Below are 20964 nucleotides of genomic sequence, written 5' to 3'. Positions count from 1 at the left end.
GAAGCGGCTTTGACCTGTAAATATAGGGAAGTTTAAAAGGATAGCGAAGCTTTTTATTAAAAAGCGACTCCATGGGTTGCCTTCTTCGCTATTTAATCGTACTTTTGCAGCAAAATCTGAGAAATGCGAAAAGTTCATTTAATCTCTGTTACAGAACCTATTGTTCTTGATTTGGCTCTTGCTATCAGAGAGAAGGGATACGAGGTTACTGCTTCAGGGAAAGACGTGTCCGAAGCCGATCGGCTTCGGTTGCGTAGTGCCGGCATTGTTTGTGCCGGTGACGGATGGTTTCCTTCAACTCTTACAAAAGATATCCATTTTGTCGTTTTGGGGGCAGGCGTAAAGCAAGACAACCCCGAATTACAAAAGGCAAAGGAACTTGGCCTTCTCATCCAATCTATCCCTGAATTTATTTATCAGCGAACGAGAGAGAAGACCCGGGTTGTAGTAGCCGGAAGCCGAGGTAAGAAATCGATCATCTCGATGATTATCTATGCTCTGAAAAGGCAGAAACTTGCGTTTGATTATGCATTAAGTAGTGAAATATCGTTGCTACCCAGCAGAATCGGGCTGAGTTATCAGGCTCGTATTGCCCTGATCGAAGGGGACGAACATGCTACATCCGCACTCGAGAAACGTTTTCAGCTGGAGTTTTACAGACCTCATATTGCAGTCCTTTCAAATATTCAGTGGAAAGCAACGCCCGATCATGCTACACCCGAAGCCTACCTGGATACCTATAAAAGGTTCACATTATCCATCGAACGGGAAGGTAAACTAATCTTTTTTGGAGAAGATCAGGTTGTTTCGGAGCTTGCTCAGCATGTACGCGAAGATATCACAGCCATTGCTTACGAACGCCATGTGGCGGAAGAAACAGAGGGAACAATGCAACTTATTACCCGGTATGGGAATTACCCGGTACGTATCCCGGATCGTTTCTTTTTAGAAAATATGAGTGCGGCACGGCTTGTTTGTCGTCACCTCGGGGTGAAAGATTCCGATTTTTATCAAGCAATTTCAGAATATAGTTTATCATTATAGCCTATGATTGTAGCGAATCAGAAACGGAAAGAAAATATAGCAGAGTATCTGCTGTATATGTGGCAGGTTGAAGACCTGATCCGTGCCAACCATTTTGATCTGGAAGCCATCCGTAAACAGGTGGTGGAACGGTATGATCAGCCGGCAGAGGTGAAAGAGGAGATTGCCCGCTGGTATGAAGAGCTGATCCAGATGATGCTTACCGAAGGGGTAAAGGAAGAGGGACATATCCAATTAAATAAGAATGTGATCATAACGCTTACAGATCTTCATCTGCGGTTATTGAGATCGCCCAAAGAGATGATATACGGTGCAGCCTATTACAAGACATTGCCTTATATTGTGGAGCTGAGGAGTAAATCGGGACAGACTAATATACCCGAACTGGAGACCTGCTTTTCGGCTATTTACGGTTACATCCTGCTGAAAATGCAGCAAAAGCCGGTAAGCGACCAGACGATGGAGGCCATTAAGCAGATCAGCAGTTTTCTGGGTATCTTATCCGAGAAGTATCGTATGGAGAAGGAGGGGAAATTAGAAATAGAGGAATAAGAAACATCCTTGTTAAAAACGAATCGTATGAAAAACATATTGGTTACAGGAGCCAACGGTCAGTTGGGCAACGAAGTGAGACTACTGGCTCAGCTCCATCCGCAATTTATCTTTTTCTTTACCGATGTAGATACCTTGGATATCTGTGATAAAGAATCTGTAAAGGCTTACATGGTATCCAACAAGATAGATTATGTATTAAATTGTGCAGCATATACCGCAGTGGATGCCGCAGAAGATAACAGTGCCTTGTGCGACCGGATCAACCGCGATGCTGTGGCAAATCTTGGTGAAGCAGCCGCCCGGGTGGGAGCGAAGGTAATTCATGTGTCGACCGACTATGTGTTTGACGGCACCTCCTGCAAGCCTTACCGCGAAAACGATCAGACCTGTCCGGTTTCTGCCTATGGCCGCTCGAAACTGGCCGGCGAAGAGGCGCTTCTGGCCGTATGCAAAGACTCTGTGGTAATACGTACGGCATGGCTTTATTCACCTTTCGGCAATAATTTCGTGAAAACGATGCTTCGTCTGGGTAAAGAAAAGGAGAAGCTCACGGTGGTGTTCGACCAGGTAGGTACGCCAACCTATGCCGCCGATCTGGCTGCAGCGATGCTTTCGGTGATTGAAAATGCAGAAAAAGGGAGCTTCCTGGCCGGAGTATATCATTACTCCAACGAAGGCGTATGCAGCTGGTACGATTTTACGGTAAAGATACATCAGCTGGCCGGGATAACGGACTGCAAGGTGTTGCCTGTGGGCTCGGATTCGTATCCAACCAAGGCCCGCCGTCCACACTACAGTGTATTGGACAAGAGCAAGATCAAAGATGTCTATCAGCTGGAAATTCCCCATTGGGAAACCAGTCTGCGGAACTGTCTGGAAAGATTAGCCGCATCAAATTAAGTATATACATTATATTATATAGAAATGAGTCAGTTTTCAGAAGAGATCAGAAAGAGAAGAACGTTTGCTATTATCAGTCACCCGGATGCCGGAAAGACAACCCTTACCGAAAAGCTTCTGCTTTTTGGGGGAGCTATTCACGTGGCCGGTGCGGTAAAATCAAACAAGATCAAGAAAACCGCTACATCCGACTGGATGGAGATTGAAAAGCAACGTGGAATCTCGGTTGCTACTTCCGTGATGGGATTCAATTACGACGACTATAAAATCAACATTCTCGATACTCCTGGTCACCAGGACTTTGCCGAAGATACATTCCGTACCCTTACGGCGGTGGATAGTGTTATTATAGTGGTCGACATCGCCAAAGGGGTGGAGGCTCAGACCCGAAAACTGATGGAGGTATGCCGTATGCGTAAAACACCGGTTATTGTTTTTGTAAACAAGCTGGACCGCGACGGAAAGGATCCCTTCGATTTGCTGGACGAGATCGAAGAGGAGCTTCAGATCAATGTACGTCCCCTCAGCTGGCCCATCGATATGGGGCAACGCTTTAAGGGTGTGTACAATATTTTTGAAGAAAAGCTGAACCTGTATACACCTAGTAAGCAGTTCGTAACAGAAAATATTGAATTTAAGGATATCAACAGCCCCGAACTGGAAAACCATATCGGAGCACCTCTGGCTGTCAAATTGCGTAGCGACATCGAACTGATTGAAGGGGTATATCCCGAGTTTGATGTAAACACCTACCTGGCCGGAGATGTTGCCCCGGTGTTCTTTGGTTCGGCACTCAATAACTTTGGGGTAAAAGAGTTGCTCGACTGCTTTGTCCGCATCGCTCCCTCCCCTCGTCCGGTACAGGCAATCGAACGTAAAGTGGAGCCGGAAGAGGATACCTTTTCAGGATTCGTTTTCAAGATACATGCCAATATGGATCCGAACCACCGCAGTTGTATCGCCTTTGTGAAAGTCTGTTCGGGCCGTTTCGAGCGTAATGCCAACTACAAACACATCCGCCACGGAAAGATGATGCGCTTCAGCAGTCCCACAGCCTTCATGGCTCAGAAGAAAGAGGTATTGGATGAGGCGTTTGCCGGAGATATCGTAGGTTTACCCGATACCGGAAACTTTAAGATAGGCGATAGCCTTACAGCCGGCGAAGACCTTCATTTCAAAGGGTTACCCAGCTTCTCACCCGAGATGTTCAAATACATCGAGAACGATGATCCGATGAAGACCAAGCAGTTGAATAAGGGAATCGACCAGCTTATGGACGAAGGCGTTGCCCAGCTGTTTATAAATCAGTTTAACGGCCGTAAGATTATCGGAACCGTTGGCCAGCTTCAGTTTGAAGTTATTCAATACCGTCTGCTTCACGAATACGGAGCGCAGTGCCGTTGGGATCCGATCAGTCTTTACAAAGCCTGTTGGATAGAAAGCGACAATGCCCAGGTACTTGAGAATTTCAAGAAAAGAAAGGTTCAATATATGGCTGTAGACCGCGAAGGCAGAGATGTATTTCTGGCCGATTCGGGGTATGTGCTTATGATGGCGCAGAATGATTTTCCGCAAATCAAGTTCCATTTTACGTCCGAGTTCTGATCGAAATTGTTTGACGTGATTATATGATCAAAACAGGCAGCCTGAGTAGTTTTCTACCCTTGGTTGCCTGTTTAGCTTTTCGCCGGCAGGACTCCTCTTATCCTGCCCGCATCATAAACGTTAAACACACATTTCTTTACCGTTTAGTCTTTCTTTTTAGACATGGAAATCTCAATAATGAAAGAAAGAATCAGTCCCAGACCTCCAAAGAACAAAACCGATGCACCGTATACAATGCCCGAAACTTCGCGCATGTTCCAGTCGTTTCCGAATTGGTTGTAAGGTAAGGCGTTGATGTTGATCAGGAAGCCCACCAGCAGACCCAGTCCGATTCCCGCCAAAAGCAGTCCGGCCTTCAGGCTTGAGAATGAATACTTCTTGGTATAGCTGGGCAGACCCAGTTTACCTTCAAAAGCCGAAGCATCCAGCTTGTCGCCAATCTTTTCGATAATCGCCATACGTTCGTTTCGTCTTACAAAGAGTTCGAACAAGCCGTATATTCCGGCGCAGATAATTGCCATTACTGTTGGCACCATAATAAAGTCTAACATAGTTGTACTGTTTTAATTGATTTGTTTTAATCCTTTGCCTTATTTGACGCACCTGCTTCCCGAAGGTTACAACCGGACACCTCAATACTAAAAACTTTTTTTATTTTTACAATTTTTCTGTATCCGTGTAACCAAACGATGTAACTTGCGTCCAGATTATAGATGGAACTATATACAGATACATATTACATCCAACGTGTCCTTTCCGGAGATACATCCTGCTTTGTCTGTTTGCTGGATAAATACAGTAACCAGGTGCATGCTCTTATCTATAGGGTGGTGCATAACAGGGAAGATGCGGAGGAGCTTACGCAGGATGTATTTGTTAAAGTATTCCAATCGTTGAAGTCGTTCAAGGGGGATTGCAGCTTTTCGACCTGGATCTACCGTATTGCTTACAATACGGCGGTATCTTATACAAGGAAGACAAAATATGAGTACCTTGCCATCGAAGAGGAGCAGCTCTCCAATGTATCGGAAGACGAGGTGAATGAATCCCTGGGACTGATCCGTAACAACGAGCAGATCGAACGGCTTGAAAAAGCTCTCGGCAAAATACCTGCCGACGAGCGTGCACTCATACTTTTGTTCTATATGCAGGAGAAAAGTATGGACGAGATTTCGGTTATCAGCGGTCTTACATTGTCTAATGTTAAAACACGTATGCACCGGGTCCGTAAAAAATTATTTGTGTTATTAAAAGAAATGGAGGATTAACGTATGAATACAACTTCCGATAAAACCGAACTGTTAAACAACCTTTTCAAACAACTCGACAAAGGTTCTTTATCGCCCTCGTTTCGTTCCGATCTGATGGGGCGGGTATTTGCTGAGGCAGCCAAAAAACGGAAAAGAGCGGAGCGGCTGGGATTGATAGCCGTTTGTGCCGCCTCGTTTGTGCTGGTTGTTTTGGCTGTGTTGGGTATGTTGTATACCAAAATTGTATTTCCAAGCATCACCATGCCGGATCAGCCTGTTACCATCTTCTATCTTTTCATTGCCGCTTTGGTTGCTTTATTGTTGTTTGCCGACTATAGACTACGTGTTTTATTTAGACGTAAACAACAAAAAAGTGAATCGGAATAGCTTGTTAATCAGAAAAAAAGGATTAAATTTGCACCCAGTTTTTGAGATATGACAATATAATGTCCAATTTACTAATTAACAAACAGTAGTAACAATTAAAGAATGGAAAATTTGAAGAACATTGTTCCGGTCGACAATTTCGATTGGGATGTATTCGAACAAGGCGAAACTTACGGTAATGTAAGTAAAGATGATCTTGTAAAAACTTATGACGAATCTTTGAGCACCGTAAAGGACAAAGAGGTTGTTATGGGTACTGTAACCTCGTTAAACAAACGTGAAGTTGTGGTTAACATTGGTTTCAAATCAGACGGTGTTGTGTCTATGGCAGAATTCCGTTACAATCCTGAACTTAAGGTAGGCGACGAAGTAGAAGTTTACATCGAAAGTCAGGAAGACAAAAAAGGACAATTAATCCTTTCTCACAAGAAGGCCCGCGCTACCCGTTCATGGGATCGTGTAAACGAAGCGCTTGAGAAAGACGAAATCATCAAGGGCTTTATCAAATGTCGTACAAAGGGTGGTATGATCGTAGACGTATTCGGTATCGAAGCATTCTTGCCGGGTTCTCAGATCGACGTGAAGCCTATCCGCGACTACGATGTATTTGTTGGTAAGACTATGGAATTCAAGATTGTTAAGATCAATCAGGAATTCAAGAACGTGGTTGTTTCACACAAAGCTCTTATCGAAGCTGAACTTGAACAACAGAAGAAAGACATTATCTCTAAGCTTGAAAAAGGACAGGTACTTGAAGGTACTGTTAAAAACATCACTTCATACGGTGTATTCATCGACTTGGGTGGCGTTGACGGCTTGATCCACATCACCGACCTTTCTTGGGGCCGTGTATCACATCCGGAAGAAATCGTTACATTGGACGAAAAGATCAACGTTGTTATCCTTGACTTCGACGACGAAAAGAAACGTATCGCTCTTGGCTTGAAGCAACTTACTCCGCATCCATGGGATGCTTTGGATGCAAACCTGAAGGTTGGCGACAAAGTGAAGGGTAAAGTAGTTGTTATGGCTGATTACGGTGCATTTATCGAAATCGCTCCAGGTGTAGAAGGTTTGATCCACGTTTCTGAAATGTCTTGGACACAGCACCTGCGCAGCGCTCAGGATTTCATGAAGGTAGGCGACGAAATCGAAGCTGTAATCCTTACTTTGGATCGCGACGAGCGTAAGATGTCTCTTGGTATCAAACAATTGAAGTCTGATCCATGGGAAAACATCGAAACACGTTTCGCTGTAGGTTCTAAGCATGCTGCTAAGGTTCGTAACTTCACTAACTTCGGTGTATTCGTAGAAATCGAAGAAGGTGTAGACGGTTTGATCCACATCTCTGACCTTTCTTGGACAAAGAAAATCAAACACCCAAGCGAATTCACTCAGATTGGTGCCGAAATCGAAGTTCAGGTTCTTGAAATCGACAAGGAAAACCGTCGTTTGAGCTTAGGTCACAAGCAATTGGAAGAAAATCCATGGGATGTATTTGAAACAATCTTCACAGTTGGTTCAGTACACGAAGGAACAATCATCGAAGTATTGGATAAGGGTGCTGTAGTATCTTTGCCTTACGGAGTTGAAGGTTTTGCTACTCCAAAACACCTTGTAAAGGAAGATGGCTCACAAGCTGTTGCCGAAGAAAAGATGGAATTCAAAGTAATCGAATTCAACAAGGAAGCAAAACGTATCATCCTTTCTCACAGCCGTATTTTCGAAGATGAGCAAAAGGGTGCTAAGAAGGAAGCTGCTGCAGGCGAAAAGAAACCAGCTGCTGCTAAGCGTAACAAGAAAGAAGACGAAGGAAATCAGGTTGTAACAGGTTCTGTAGAAAAAACTACACTGGGCGACATTGAAGAACTTGCTGCTTTGAAAGAAAAACTTTCTGGAAAGTAATCTTCTGATTTAAATATAGAAGAGGAGGTCTCCGTTGGGGATCTCCTTTTTTTTGTCCGTTACGGATTTGTTGCCAAACGATCTGTCATCTATCATAAATTAGTCCGAATCCCTTTACTGGTGCGGCTTTTGCCAATGACAGATGGGTGGTGACAGATGCCGTGGATCTGTCATTTGTCACCATTCCTCTCCACGGGCTGTATGTGCCTGCCTCCTGCTTGTTATAGTTCCCCGCTTATAGAGTAGGTGTTTCCTCCCTGTATTTAACCCGCAAACCAATCTATCTTAAGCATTTTCTTCGTTGCAGGGCAGACGCATTAAAATTTCTCCACAGAAAGTATGCTTTGGAGAACGTCGTCAGACCATCCTGCTGATTTTCTTTTGCGAGCAATGCTACTTTTACTTTCATAGTGCTTTAACATAGATAAAGCTGTTTTAGAGACAAGCGAAAAGTTGACGGCAGCATTGTTCTTCTTTCTTCCGTAATCTTCATTAAACGAGACATCCAATTGCCAGTGTAAATTATTTTCCACAGACCAGTGTTTTCTGACAGAACTAGCGATTAATTCAGCATCTAAAGCTAATGAAGAAATATAGTATCTGGTTTCTTTTTGTTTACGAGGGCCTTTTTCGCCTGGAACGGTACGCTCTGTAATGACACAGGCAAATGTTTTCAAACCAGCCCATTGAGTGAAGTCTTTAGTATTTAACCAGTATAGGTTGTCACAGGCTATGCAAGTTCTTTTTTCCAAACGACCATGTCCAGTCTCGCTCTTCTCGTAAACGCTTACCCGGTTGGGCTTCTCAGCACTCCAAATGGTGAAAAAATGTTCTATTTCTTTGTATAAATGCATATGGTTGTTTTTCACAGCCAAAACGTAATCAGCTTCTTTGTCTATTATTTTAGATGCTATTGTCTTTTGACATCCCATAGCATCAATAGTGATTATACACTCTTTAATATCTAATGCTTCCAATAGTTCGGGGATAGCGGTAATTTCATTGGATTTTTCTTCTGTCTTGATTTGTCCAAGGCTTATTCCATTGTCTGCGGCCCAGGCACTTACCATGTGAAGTTTATATTTGGGACTCGATGGTTTTAAGTAGGTACCTCTGAATAATTTAGCCTCTTCAGACTCATATGCTCCGCATATTGTTTTGCCGTCGATAGCAACCACGCCTTTATACTTGCCACATATGGATTTAACCCATTCTCTGAATTGATTTTCAAAATATGAGGTATCCAAGACTGTGAAAAATCGGTTAAATGTATCATGTGAGGGTATTCCATTAAAAGAAGGGATCGTACGAGAGAAGAAATCAATTTTACAATGACCAAAGTCTTCTATTTCATTCCATGTCTCGGCCCCGCAAATAACGGCAGCTAACGTAATATAAATAATAGTTTCTGCAGAGTGAACCTTATTTCTGTCAAAACGATAATCTTCGATACTTGAAGCAAAAGCAAGCAATGTCATATTTTATGTATTTAAACTATTGATAATAAGGTAAATATACGATTTTTTACTGAGATATCAATGAGTTTAAGTGATTATTTTGAAGATTTATTATCTTTCTTTTCGTAGTTGTAATTACCGTTTTTGGGCTCTTTTTAGTAATGTCAATATGACTTCAAACTGAACTTAAATATTCTGATTAAAGTTTTAACTTAACAAAGTTGTCGTAGCAAAAAGATACATCCAATTTTTAGAGACGGTTATTATTTTTAAAGCAAATTTTATCACATACAATATGTACGATTAATATTAAATATGGCTATTTTAATCTTATTTTAAATTGACGATGTTTTGATACAATAAATTATGAACGTCAGATATGCTATGTTTAATATATTGAATATCTGCATTATATATATACACATTAAGTAATAATCCTTACTCTTTTAGCTCTAAAATAATATGCGTCTGCCCTGTTCTTCGTTGGGATCTATTCGTTGGACCCAGGTCAACTTATCGTTGGACCATGGTTGAGATATCGTTGGACCTAGGTCCAACGATATCTCAACCATGGTCCAACGATTAAATGTTCGTTAACAAAAATGTTAACTATCACTATCTGAACAATAGAATACTACTACCTTTTAAAGTATATCCTTTATCTCGGTGAGCTGTTTGACTGTGAAGGTTGGCTCAAACCCTTTGGAAGGCAGCCCTTCCGGATTAAACCAAAGCTGATCCATCCCGGCATTAAAGGCTCCGGCAATATCCGCATCCCAGCTGTCGCCTATCATTAAAGACTGGCTGCGTCGTGAATTGGTATTGATAAGTGCAAAGTCGAAAATTTGTTTGTGAGGTTTGTTTATGCCGGCATCTTCGGAAAGAATCATCCGTTCGATATAGGGCGAAAGTCCCGCATTGAAGAGTTTTTTTGATTGTACCTCCCTGAATCCGTTGGATAGGATAAACAGACGGTAGCCGGCCGACTTAAAGTAATCCAATGTCTCAATCGATCCGGGGATAAGGCGGGTTTTCAATGTCGTACGATTCAGGAAATCCCTGTTGAGGGCAATCACATAGGAAGGATCCGATATGCCAAACGGCCGGAGTATATGCAGAAACCTTTCAACGATGAGGGTTTGTTTATCGATAGTGCCCTCGCGGTATTGCTCCCACAAGGAGAGGTTATTCGGCATATAGGTGGCAAAAAAAGCCTCGAAGGAGGCATAAAACCGATCAAATTTATAATCGGTATATACTTCTTCGAGGCATTCTTTATTGTTATGATACGTATCCCAGAGGGTATCGTCCAGATCAATGAATAAATTCTTGTACATCAGTTTTTCATCCAACTTCGATAACAAGATATTTACCCAGACTCCAGAATTGTTTTACATCTGTAATTTTCAGCGTAAGATTGCCATCTTCGTCTTTATCAAATTGATAAGAGCCTTGCGGATGGTTCGATTTAAGCTGAGCCTTGGGTGAGAACAAAGGTATTTCAGATACTTCACGGATATCGATGGTAATGAAATAATCTTTATTGAATCCGCTTTGAAGCACTTTTGATTTGGCAAAAATACCTCCACCGCTAAGAATCTTCTGGTCTTTCAATTCCTTGGAAGTTCCGAAGCAATAGTAAGCCGTATTCAACGCCTTGTCTTGTGCATGAAGCTTCTCCGACTGTGCGGCTGTAGTGCTTGAAAGAGTTTCTACATCCTGCGAAAGTGAACCAACCATTTCGTCCAACTCCTGGATGCGTACGTTCTTGTTAGCCAGATCTTCCTGAAGAGCCACGATCATGGCAGTCTTCTGATCCAGTTCGGAAGCAAGTCTGTCCACCGTCTTCTTCAATTCAGCAGATTTGAAACCGCTTGATTTAAGCTGAGCCTGCAATTTTGCAATCTGCTCTTTATTCTTTTTCAAGGTTTCGGTAACCAGTTGCATGTTGCTTCTGATTTGCTCTTTGCTATTTTGATTAAGCTCTGCACCTCCTTGTTGTTGGATAGACAGGTAATTTTCGGCATCACGGATGGACTGGAAATTAGTTTCCACTTCATTCAGAATTGAAAGCATTTCATTCAACTCAGTAGACGATTTTGCATTTTCTAGTTTAAGCGAGTCGTTTTCTGCCTGTAATTGTTTATAATCCGCAGAGTTCTGCCCGCAAGAGGCGAACATGGCTGCACAGATAATCGTAACTAGTACTTTTTTCATGTTTTTGATTGAATCTTTAATTAAACTTCGTTGACTTTCTCTTTTTCCATCTTGTTATTTAAGCCTGCTAAAACTATAACAATCTCACCTTTAGGTTCGTTCATCGAAAAATGCGATATGACTTCCGAGAGGGTACCTCGAACCGTTTCTTCATGCAATTTTGAAATCTCGCGCGAAACGGATACCTTTCGTTCGGCTCCCATAAATTCACTCAGTTGAGTAAGTGTCTTTACCAGCCGGAAAGGAGATTCATAAAAAATAATTGTACGGGGTTCTACGGCAAGTTCCTTCAACCGGGTCTGCCTTCCCTTTTTCTGGGGAAGAAAGCCTTCAAAACAGAATTTATCGCAAGGTAACCCCGAATTTACAAGAGCCGGGACAAAGGCTGTCGCACCGGGCAGACATTCTACATCCACTCCTTGTTCAACACATGCACGTACAAGCATAAAACCCGGATCGGAGATGGCGGGCGTACCGGCATCGGAAACCAGGGCGATGTTTTCGCCCCCCCGGATTCGGCTTGCCAGCTGGTCAACCGACTTATGCTCATTGAATTTATGATGACTGAGCATCTTGTTCTGTATCTCAAAATGCTTCAATAAGAAACCTGTTGTTCTCGTATCTTCCGCAAGAATAAGATCGGCCTCCTTCAAAACCCTTAAGGCCCTGAGTGTGATGTCTTCCAGATTACCTACCGGAGTGGGAACAATTGTTAATTTTGCCATCAGTAAATATGCTTATATTTATGAAAAACGTTTTTCCAGCAATTTAATAAAATCTGCCACGGCTTCGTCTTCCACATTCCATTTTAATTTTTTGTCGAGATATGTAATCGATTCCTCAAACGATTGCAACTCATTTAAATCGCTGATCGCTTCATTCATCCGCCCTTCGTCTCCCCCGAACAGTTCCCTGCGGAACCTGAAACGGTCGTTCAGACTGAATGCCTTCCTGAAGTCGGCCAGAAACTTTTTCTGTATCACCTCATTCAACGAAATAGAATGGGGGAGCGACTGTTCCAATGTAGTAGCGTGAGAGGATGCAGAAGATAAACTTGAGGCAGGCTCCGATACCGTTTTTTCGGCTACGACCGTAACCTCTGCCGGAGTTGCAACAGATTCTTTTTCTTCATTTAATTCTTCCACGGATGGCAATTCCATCTCTTGCACCGGTTCATAGTTGGATTCCTGCTCCTGCATTTGTGTTACCAGTGCAGCCTCGGCTTCCAGTCTTTCTGCCTTTTTAATCAACGCCCGGTGTTTCTCCATCTGTTCCTTAAACAAGGCAAGCTGATCAGCCTCAATTGATTGCAGATTGTCCACAATCTTTTGGGTGGTGGTATATGCCTGAGAGAAGAATGATACCGGATAAATCTCGGCATCACGCATACTTGCAACGAGCTTCTCAAGTTCGCGTATATCTACCAACAGGTAATCCATTTTTTCTTTATCTCCCATGCCGAATGATCTTTATATTCCGAGCAAAAATAAGTAATTATTATATACATGCATGCCATTTAACCGAAAAAAGTGAAATTAGCCTACAAACTCTTCCGGAAGATTTACCAGATAAAGCCTGTCAGTGGCACGAGTCATCGCCGTATACAGCCACCGGTAGAAGTTCTCGCCCAGCATCTCTTCGGTCATGTAGCCAATATCCAGAAAAACATTCTTCCACTGGCCCCCTTGTGCCTTGTGGCAGGTAATGGCATAGGCATACTTTACCTGAACGACATTGTAATGGGGGTTCTCCTTCATTTTCTTCATCTTTCCGGACTTGGTGGAGATGTCCTGGTAATCTTCCAATATGGTGTAAAAGAGCTTGTCGCTCAGCTCTTTTGGCAGAGCCGGAGCTTCGGTCTGCAGTGTGTCCAGCAGAATCTTGATATCCAGTTCCATGTCGTAATCCTGAAAGCGAACCGTAACGTCGCAAAAACGGAACCCGTACAAATGTGATTCGTTACGCACGCGCAAAACCTGTACAATCTCTCCGTTGGCAATAAAGTCTATCTCTTTGTTGTTGCGGGTCCAGAAGTAATTGTTCTTTACAATCATAAGCCGGTCGCCGGTGGATAGCTCCTCTTCGCGGTATAGTATCTGGTTCCTGATTCCGTTGTTGTAAATATTGGCCCTTTTATTGGAGCGCGAAATAACGATCGTATCATCCAATCCGTCTTTGCTGTAGGCATTGGAAATGGCTTCAATCAACTCGCTTCCGTTAATCATCTGGATGTCGGCAAAACCTTTAACCGTAAGCTTCGGATAAATTTCCACCCGGTTGTTCCGCAGACTGTCCCTTAACAGGGTGGCGTTGTACAGAATGCCCGAATTCAGATCCTGGCGGACCACTTCCGTAAGCTGTATTTCATCTACCTGCAGGTTGTATCCTTTAAGTATGTCGGCCTGCAGCGCGGGACTTTCCACCTGCATCACCGGGGGGAGCTGTGCCGTGTCGCCCATAAGCATCAGCCGGCAGTTTTCGCCCGAATATACATAGTGTACCAGGTCGTCCAGCAGCCTGCCCGACCCGAAGTAATGAGAGTCAATGCCCTGATTTGAAATCATGGAGGCTTCATCTACGATAAAAAGGGTGTCTTTGTGCAGGTTGTCCGACGGATGGAAAGCCGAAAGATCGTTTGAAAAAGCATCCTGCCTGTAAATTTTCTTGTGGATGGTAAATGCCTGCTGACCGGCGTAATTGGATAACACCTTCGCAGCCCTGCCGGTTGGGGCAAGAAGTACGCTTTTTTGCTTTAATCCGCTCATGGTCTTTACAAGGGCTCCTACAAGAGAGGTTTTCCCGGTTCCGGCATAACCTTTTAACAACAACGCCGAATTCTCATTTGCAGATAAAAGAAAGTCTGCCAGGATATTTAGTGCGAAAAGTTGCTCATTAGTTGGCGTATGTGGGAAATTTTGTCTAATTTGGCGGCTTAAATGACTATTTATCATCTTGATTGCAATATTTTTTGCGATAAAGGTAGTTGATTAAATATTCTTTTTTAAATTTGCCGGACGAAATAAATTTAAAAAAAATAATACAAACCATGAAAGTTACATTTAAGATTCTGCTAGTTGCTGCAGTTGTAGTGCTTATTTATATGTGCTACAGAAGTATTATGGCTCCGATTGAGTTCGAACAAGAGAGAGGTGCTCGTGAAAAGGCTATCATTGCTCGTTTGATTGATATCAGAAAGGCTCAGATCGAGTACAAGAACAAGTACAAAGTTCATGCTGCAAGCTTCGAAGAACTTTCTCGCTTCCTGAAAGAAGAAAAAATCCCTTTCTTGAGAAAAGAAGGTGTGCTTACAGATGAGCAGCTTGAAAAGGGTCTGACTGAAAAGGAAGCTGTTAAGCAAGGTCTTATCAAACGTGATACTTTCTGGGTTATTGCTAAAGATACATTGTTCGGTCCTGCATTTAATGTGGACTCTTTGAAATTCGTTCCTGGAACAACTCAACCTTTCTTCATGGACACAGCTTCATTGGTTTCGGGTTCAGGTTATACCATCAAGGTATTCGAGGCTAGCGTATCATACGATACTTATCTGGGTGATTTGGATAAGCAGGAAGTTGCAAACCTGAAGGATGTGGCAACTAAATCAAACAAATTTGCAGGTCTTAAAGTAGGATCACTCGAAGAAATCAACAACAACGCTGGTAACTGGGAGTAATTTAGAACATACAATGGCGATCAGTATTCCTGAACATTTGCATACTGGTAACGCTGAAAATTATAAAATGTCCATCCGGCTTTGTTCGGATGGACTTTCTTTTTCAGGTTACAATCCTTCGGAGAGCGGCTCGTTCTTTTATGGCGAGACAACGTACGACCGAAGCAAGAGCTATATTGCCTGGCTTAAGGATTTGTTCTTTGAAAACGATTTTTTCAACTATCCCTTTGCTGCCATTCATGTTCTGTATTTATCGTCACGCTATACACTGATTCCTAATGTAGTGCTTAAGGATAAAGAGGAGGAGGCATTTCTTTCTTTTACGTTGTCAGGCTCCACTCAGAAAGGAATTCGTAATGCTGTTAGGGGAGAAGAGATGACGGTCGTTTTCGATATGCCGGAAGATATATACGAGTTTTGTGCCCGCTCTTTGTTGAATCCCACCTTTGTACACCATCTTGTTCCTTTCCTTTCCGTATGGAAAAAGCGAAGTGCACAGAGCATTCCGAAGCACATGTATGTTTACATTCACGGCGCCGACCTGGATATTGTCTGTTACGATCAGGGACGTTTACTTTTTGCCAATTCGTTCCCGTTTCAGGATACGACGGATATCATCTATTTCATATTGTATGCATGGCGACAAAACGGAATGGATCAGAAAAAGGATTTGTTGTTACTGGATGCTCCTAAATTGTTGAGGAGTGAGCTGCAGCAGATACTGTCTTCATTTATATTCAAAATGGAATCCATAGGGATACCAACCGAGTTTTATTTACTGGGCTCCGGAACAGACCGGGCTCCCCTTGATTTATTATATTTATCAATATGCGAATAATTAGTGGTATATACCGAAGACGTCGTTTTGATGTGCCCAAGTCATTCAGTGCCAGGCCTACGACCGATTTTGCGAAAGAGAATTTATTTAATGTTCTCTCCAATTTAATCGATCTTGAAGATACCGATGCCCTGGATCTGTTTGCCGGAACAGGTAGCATTACCTTCGAATTGGCTTCCAGAGGTTGTAAAAGGGTTACGGCTGTTGAGAAGAACAATGCCCATGCTTCGTTCATTGCCAAGGTGACGGAGGAGCTTAAGTGTAGTACGATCGACCTGATCAGGGGGGATGCCTTCCGCTTTATTCAGACTGCCCGTCCCGACTCATTTGATTTTATATTTGCAGATCCTCCCTATGCCTTAAAGGAACTGGAAGAAATTCCGCGGTTGATATTGGAACGGGAACTGTTGCGCGAGGATGGCTTGTTTGTTATGGAACATCCCAAGAATTTCGATTTTTCGGCGTTACCCCATTTCTTGCAACACCGCGAATATGGTTCTGTAAATTTCAGTATCTTTCTTAAAGAAGCGGAGAGAACAGACGCATAAAAGATTCGGGTATACGCTGCTTGAAGGATCTTTTAAGCCACCTGGAAGGGATCACCTGCTCGCAGTGATGAATGTCGTGCTGAAATACCTTTTTCATCTTCTGAGCGAATGTAGTGTCGTATACAAAGGCACTGATCTCAAAATTGTGTTCAAAACTACGGAAGTCCATATTTGCTGATCCTATACATGCAATCGAATCATCTATCACCGTTAGCTTGGAGTGCAGGAATCCGGGTTCATACAGGTATACCTTTACACCGGCTTTCAGCATATCATCTATAAAGGAATGGGTGGCCATGTTGGCAGAACGGGCATCCGATCGTTTGGGTAACATCAATCTTACATCCACTCCACCCAGAGCCGCTGTTTGTAAAGCCTGGTTGATTCCTTCGGTGGGAAGGAAATAGGGTGTCTGTATGTAAATATACTTTTTGGCATTGGCAATACAAAAGATGGCGGCTTGAAGCAAGGTTCTCCATTGTCCGGTGGGACCACTGGTGGCTATCTGAATGCAATTATCGCCCAAAGCCGGTGTCACCGGGTAATAATCACGTGATGTGATAAGGTTTTTACTTACCACATACCAGTCGATAAGGAAGGCCGATTGCAATCCCTGTGCTCCTTTACCGGTAATTTTAAAGTGGAGATCGCGCCAGTTTCCCCAGGCAAGTCCTTTAACGTATCTGTCGGCTATGTTCATCCCACCCATAAAGCCTACTTTGCCGTCTATAACAACAATCTTCCGGTGGTTCCGGTAGTTCACCTTACTGGTGAATATCGGAAATACAACCTGAAGGAACGAATAAACCTCTATGCCTGATTCTTTCATTTCGTCGAAAAACTGCCGTTTTACGTTCCAGCTTCCCACGTCGTCGTACAGCACCCTTACCTGAACGCCCTCTTTCGCTTTGGCTATCAGGGCGTTCTTTACCTGATTCCCAATTTCGTCGTCGCAGAAGATGTAATACTGAAGATGGATATGGTGTTGTGCCTTTTCAATTTCCTCCAGAAGGTCCCGGAACTTATCTGTGCCGTTTGTGTATATCTTGATATCACTGCCGTAAAGCAGAGACGATTGATTGGTATTGTTCAGAAGGGTTACAAGGGGTTGAAATTGTTTTGGAACAGCGCATTTATCCTGTGCAAGGACTCTTTCTGAGGGTCTTTTCATAATCCGTTTGTAGGTTCTTCGGGAGATGATCCGTTGTTTACGGTTATCCTGACCAAAGAAAAAGTAAAAGAGGAGTCCTATTCCGGGTGCCAGCAATAAAACAACCACCCAGGAGATGGTTTTAAGCGGGTTGCGGTTTTCTGTTATGATAACGAGTACCAGCCCTAATATAGTTATCGTGTACAATAAGATGAAAATCGTACCTACAATATATTCAATGTAAATGGCTGCCAGCATTTTTCTTTAATTAAAGGAATGCTAAAGATAGGAAAGTATGTGAACAAAAGCAAATCTTTTCAATCATTGCAACAGAGATTATCCTTAATTCATCAAAAACACAAAAAAAGGGATTTACCTGCAGGCAGGTAAATCCCTTTCCGGAATGTATTTCTTTTTTTAGAAGTGTCGCGTAGGAGGTCCCATATGTCCGCCCCGGCCTCTGCCTGGTCCCATTTGAGCATCCGATTGGGTGGCTCCACCTTTAAATATACTGAAACGATATATAAAGTGAACCATGAAGTAACTGTTCAGCGTATTGTATTGTGAGTCGGTGATGCTGCTGGCAGTTACGTTACGGCTGATGTTGCTTCGCTGTTGCAGGATGTCGTACACCTTAAACCGGATGGTTCCCTGATTGTTTTTCAGGAATGTTTTGGAGGCTGACGCATTCCATAACCACTCTTCCTGCTCGTAACCTGCTGAATAACCGGAGTTGGTAGAGAAATTGATGTCACTTTCAATCTTAAAATTAAGCGGAAGGTATAACGTTGTTGTTGCACCTGCTCCGTAGTTGTAGGTTCTTCGGTTGTTCTGCGCCTGGAAGGAGTTGGTAACATTGTTGTACCGGATATTTCCGTTTAGTCCGAAGTCGGCCACATTTGATCTGAAATCAATACCCGCACGTTCCATTACTGTAAAGCTTTTGCTGGTATTTTCGTCCGAGTTGATAAATCCTTTATTGTTGGAATAAGAAAGCATCGTCATTGAATTTACCGAGAATTTTTTATTTTTCAACGGCGTGTTTATTATGGCACGAAGGTTCCCGTTGTAATTTCCATCCACGTTTTTATAAGTAGTGAGTCGCTTACCGCTGGTTCCCTGATAGGTGGTATAGCTTACAATGTCATTTATAACGTAACTTCCGTTGGCAAATACCATGAATGCAGTCTGCTTTTCCGGAATAAATTTCTGGAATCTTAGAAACAGGTTGTTTGTGTACCGCGGATTCAGGTCCGGATTACCGATAACTGTAACCAACGGATCCGAAACGTCTGCTACCGGCTGCAACTGCGTCATGCTGGGCTGACTTGTCTGGCCGCTGTAATTGATACGCAGATTGGTCTGTTTATTGAATATATAATTGAACTGAGCCATTGGAGACAGGTTAACCACACTCCGTTTCAACTCATTCAAATTAATGTCGCCAACAAAATTGATACTCTTCGTGTACGACGGGTCAACATTCAAACCGATGGTATAATTATACTTTTCCCGTTGTGCCTTGAAACTCAGACTGGCTCGTTGGTTGATAAAGTGATTCTTGTAACTCTGGCTGTAAGCCGTATCCAGTACGGAATAGGCTCCGTCTTCTCCCAGAATATACGAATTCTTAAGGGATTCCTGGTTACGCTGACTAAAACTGTAGGTTGCCTGAATAAAATTATTGCGTCCGATGGGTTCTACCCATGAAACATAGGCGCGATAATTGAAGCCTGTATTGTCGTAACGGAATTTCTGATCGATCACCTCAGACGGGTTGGAAGATTGAAAATATTCGGTATTGGAATAGTTTATACCCGTATTATAGGTGTCTTCAAGGCCTCCGGAAAGCGAGGCGCTGAATACGCGGCCTGCATTGTTAAGCTTCCTGCTGAATTCAAGTCGGCCCGAGAGGTTTACCCCTTCTCCATTGGATCTGTATTCTGAAATTCCTTTATTCACCCTGTTTTGAGTATCGTCCAGCGTTTCGAAGTCTACGTTTTCGAAGGTATTGTTCCGGCTATAGCTCATATCCGGAGTAAAAATGATACTGGTAAGTGTATCCGGCTTCCATTCCATACGAAGATTCAGTCCCACGTTGTCGCTTTTAGTACGGCTGATATTGCTCTCGTTGTAGTAGGAACTGCTGTCGTTCTGGAATATATTCTGGGTTTTACTGATGCTTTCTGCATCATTGTCGGAATGAGAATATCTGGCATTACCGCCCAATGTCATTTTTTTGTTGAATTCCTTGCTAAAGTTCAGTCCTGCATTTCCGGAAGATGTGATTCCGTTTCCACTTCCAAACCGGCCGAATCCGCCGCGGCCACCGCCTCCCATACCGGCGAACATGGTTGAGGCAAGGTCGCTGAACCCCATATTGTTTGTGTTGTTAAGTCCTCCCATAAAGGTAAACTGATCATTGTTGATAAATCGGTTTACCATGGCATTCCCTTCATAGCGCTTTTCACTTCCGTATCCGGCAAAAGCATTCCCGAACCATCCTTGTTTCATCCCCGGTTTTACGGTAAGATTGATTACGGTCTCTTCGTTGCCATCGTCGAAGCCGGTCATCATCGCCATATCCGATTTCTTATCCAGCACCTGAACCTTGTCTACCATCTTTGCGGGAAGGTTCTTGGAGGCTACTTTAGGATCGTCCGAGAAGAATTCCTTTCCGTCTATCATGATTTTTTTAATCTCTTTGCCATTTACGGTAACTTTACCGTCTGAAGCAATTTCTACGCCCGGCATCTTTTTCAACAGATCTTCCAGAACGGAGCCCTCGGTAACTTTGTACGAGTCGGCATTATATTCAACCGTATCGTTTCTTACCACAACTTCGTTTGCTTTCCCAACTACAACAGCCTCGCCCAGCTGGATAGCTCCATCGGTAAGTTCGATATTGCCTATCTTAACAGGATTTACCTTCCCTGTAATCTGCAGAGGCTGATAGGTAGGCTCGAATCCTACAAAGGTTACATGCAGCAGATAGCTGCCGGCTTTTATATTTTTAAGCGTGAAATTACCATTTGCCGAACTTACCACACCTCCTACCAAGGTGCTGTCTTTGCCTGTCAGTAATCTTACAGTTGCTTGTTCGACCGGGAGATTATTTCCTCGTTCAACAATTCTACCTGTAACAGTGACTCCCGTTTGTGCCATAGCTGGCAACGTAAAGAGTACTACAATCAACACCAAAAGGATTTTTCCCAGTTTCATAATTATTAGTCTTAACAATTTTTGTTCTGGATAGATAGACATTATTAATTTAATTTGGTTTAATACTAAAACTTCGTTTTTTTTGTAATTAACAATTTTACGTTTAAGATTCACTGCTGTCTGTTTTTTCTTTTATACGGGCTTAAACTATTTGATAAAGAATCAGTCTGTACTTTATGTGTAATTTATTCAATAACTTTTAATTGAATTGGA

At 42.9% G+C, this 20964-nt stretch carries 19 protein-coding genes; 10 read left to right on the top strand and 9 right to left on the bottom strand.

Annotated elements, in window-relative coordinates:
- The first annotated feature begins 123 nt into the window (after positions 1–123).
- The 4 genes from F5613_RS10930 to F5613_RS10915 are packed head-to-tail and all read left to right on the top strand — an operon-like array spanning position 124 to position 4104.
- Positions 124–1044 carry a Mur ligase family protein gene (locus F5613_RS10930; RefSeq protein WP_179399779.1) on the top strand — a complete coding sequence of 307 codons (921 nt, stop codon included), beginning with the start codon at positions 124–126 and terminating at the stop codon, positions 1042–1044.
- 3 nt (positions 1045–1047) lie between these two features.
- Positions 1048–1596 (top strand): DUF4924 family protein, encoded by a 549-nt coding sequence (locus F5613_RS10925; protein ID WP_068184555.1) that lies wholly within the window; start codon positions 1048–1050, stop codon positions 1594–1596.
- A 27-nt stretch (positions 1597–1623) separates the two neighbouring features.
- Complete coding sequence (gene rfbD, locus F5613_RS10920) at positions 1624–2499, top strand: dTDP-4-dehydrorhamnose reductase (protein ID WP_179399778.1); 876 nt, start codon at positions 1624–1626, stop codon at positions 2497–2499.
- 24 nt (positions 2500–2523) lie between these two features.
- Positions 2524–4104, top strand: a complete 1581-nt coding sequence (locus F5613_RS10915; RefSeq protein ID WP_079684180.1) for a peptide chain release factor 3 — start codon at positions 2524–2526, stop codon at positions 4102–4104.
- A gap of 143 nt (positions 4105–4247) precedes the next feature.
- Here F5613_RS10915 and F5613_RS10910 read toward each other — a convergent pair whose 3' ends face one another.
- Complete coding sequence (locus F5613_RS10910) at positions 4248–4655, bottom strand: DUF6249 domain-containing protein (RefSeq protein ID WP_079684178.1); 408 nt, start codon at positions 4653–4655, stop codon at positions 4248–4250.
- A gap of 162 nt (positions 4656–4817) precedes the next feature.
- Between F5613_RS10910 and F5613_RS10905 the strand changes: the two genes are divergently transcribed.
- From F5613_RS10905 to rpsA, 3 genes are all read left to right on the top strand, one after another.
- Positions 4818–5372, top strand: a complete 555-nt coding sequence (locus F5613_RS10905; protein WP_179399777.1) for an RNA polymerase sigma factor — start codon at positions 4818–4820, stop codon at positions 5370–5372.
- A 3-nt stretch (positions 5373–5375) separates the two neighbouring features.
- Positions 5376–5741, top strand: coding sequence for a hypothetical protein (locus F5613_RS10900; protein ID WP_179399776.1), 366 nt, complete (start codon positions 5376–5378; stop codon positions 5739–5741).
- A 102-nt stretch (positions 5742–5843) separates the two neighbouring features.
- On the top strand, positions 5844–7646 hold the full coding sequence (gene rpsA / locus F5613_RS10895; RefSeq protein ID WP_179399775.1) for a 30S ribosomal protein S1: 1803 nt from the start codon (positions 5844–5846) through the stop codon (positions 7644–7646).
- 317 nt (positions 7647–7963) lie between these two features.
- Here rpsA and F5613_RS10890 read toward each other — a convergent pair whose 3' ends face one another.
- The 6 genes from F5613_RS10890 to F5613_RS10865 all read right to left on the bottom strand — a co-directional run bounded on the left by F5613_RS10890 (position 7964) and on the right by F5613_RS10865 (position 14271).
- Positions 7964–9124, bottom strand: coding sequence for an ISAs1 family transposase (locus tag F5613_RS10890; protein WP_179398492.1), 1161 nt, complete (start codon positions 9122–9124; stop codon positions 7964–7966).
- 623 nt (positions 9125–9747) lie between these two features.
- Positions 9748–10443 (bottom strand): YjjG family noncanonical pyrimidine nucleotidase, encoded by a 696-nt coding sequence (locus tag F5613_RS10885; protein WP_179400020.1) that lies wholly within the window; start codon positions 10441–10443, stop codon positions 9748–9750.
- 4 nt (positions 10444–10447) lie between these two features.
- Positions 10448–11320 carry a Cbp1 family collagen-binding glycoprotein adhesin gene (locus tag F5613_RS10880; protein ID WP_179399774.1) on the bottom strand — a complete coding sequence of 291 codons (873 nt, stop codon included), beginning with the start codon at positions 11318–11320 and terminating at the stop codon, positions 10448–10450.
- A 20-nt stretch (positions 11321–11340) separates the two neighbouring features.
- Positions 11341–12045: a 16S rRNA (cytidine(1402)-2'-O)-methyltransferase gene (rsmI, locus tag F5613_RS10875; RefSeq protein ID WP_179399773.1), complete on the bottom strand. Its 705-nt coding sequence runs from the start codon at positions 12043–12045 to the stop codon at positions 11341–11343.
- A gap of 18 nt (positions 12046–12063) precedes the next feature.
- Positions 12064–12777, bottom strand: coding sequence for a hypothetical protein (locus F5613_RS10870; RefSeq protein WP_179399772.1), 714 nt, complete (start codon positions 12775–12777; stop codon positions 12064–12066).
- A gap of 78 nt (positions 12778–12855) precedes the next feature.
- Positions 12856–14271, bottom strand: a complete 1416-nt coding sequence (locus F5613_RS10865) for an ATP-dependent DNA helicase (RefSeq protein WP_179399771.1) — start codon at positions 14269–14271, stop codon at positions 12856–12858.
- Between the two features lie 95 nt (positions 14272–14366).
- Between F5613_RS10865 and F5613_RS10860 the strand changes: the two genes are divergently transcribed.
- Genes F5613_RS10860 through rsmD form a run of 3 tightly spaced genes read left to right on the top strand, consistent with a single transcriptional unit; the run spans position 14367 to position 16379 of the window.
- Positions 14367–14993, top strand: a complete 627-nt coding sequence (locus tag F5613_RS10860) for a hypothetical protein (RefSeq protein ID WP_179399770.1) — start codon at positions 14367–14369, stop codon at positions 14991–14993.
- Between the two features lie 13 nt (positions 14994–15006).
- Positions 15007–15831: a DUF3822 family protein gene (locus F5613_RS10855; RefSeq protein WP_179399769.1), complete on the top strand. Its 825-nt coding sequence runs from the start codon at positions 15007–15009 to the stop codon at positions 15829–15831.
- Entirely contained in the window at positions 15822–16379 is a 558-nt protein-coding gene (gene rsmD, locus F5613_RS10850; RefSeq protein ID WP_079684167.1) for a 16S rRNA (guanine(966)-N(2))-methyltransferase RsmD, read from the top strand. Before F5613_RS10855 ends, rsmD begins: the two co-directional genes overlap by 10 nt.
- On the opposite strand, the gene cls is transcribed toward rsmD, so the two are convergent.
- Together cls and F5613_RS10840 are read right to left on the bottom strand one after the other, a co-directional pair.
- On the bottom strand, positions 16351–17787 hold the full coding sequence (gene cls, locus F5613_RS10845) for a cardiolipin synthase (protein ID WP_179399768.1): 1437 nt from the start codon (positions 17785–17787) through the stop codon (positions 16351–16353). The two genes, rsmD and cls, sit on opposite strands and share 29 nt — an antisense overlap.
- Before the next feature lie 159 nt (positions 17788–17946).
- Complete coding sequence (locus F5613_RS10840; protein ID WP_179399767.1) at positions 17947–20751, bottom strand: TonB-dependent receptor; 2805 nt, start codon at positions 20749–20751, stop codon at positions 17947–17949.
- Between the last annotated feature and the right edge of the window lie 213 nt (positions 20752–20964).

The organism is Macellibacteroides fermentans (genome assembly GCF_013409575.1).
GTDB lineage: Bacteria > Bacteroidota > Bacteroidia > Bacteroidales > Tannerellaceae > Macellibacteroides > Macellibacteroides fermentans.
Note: the sequence above shows the minus strand (reverse complement) of the source record. Positions and strands in the feature narration are given on the sequence as shown.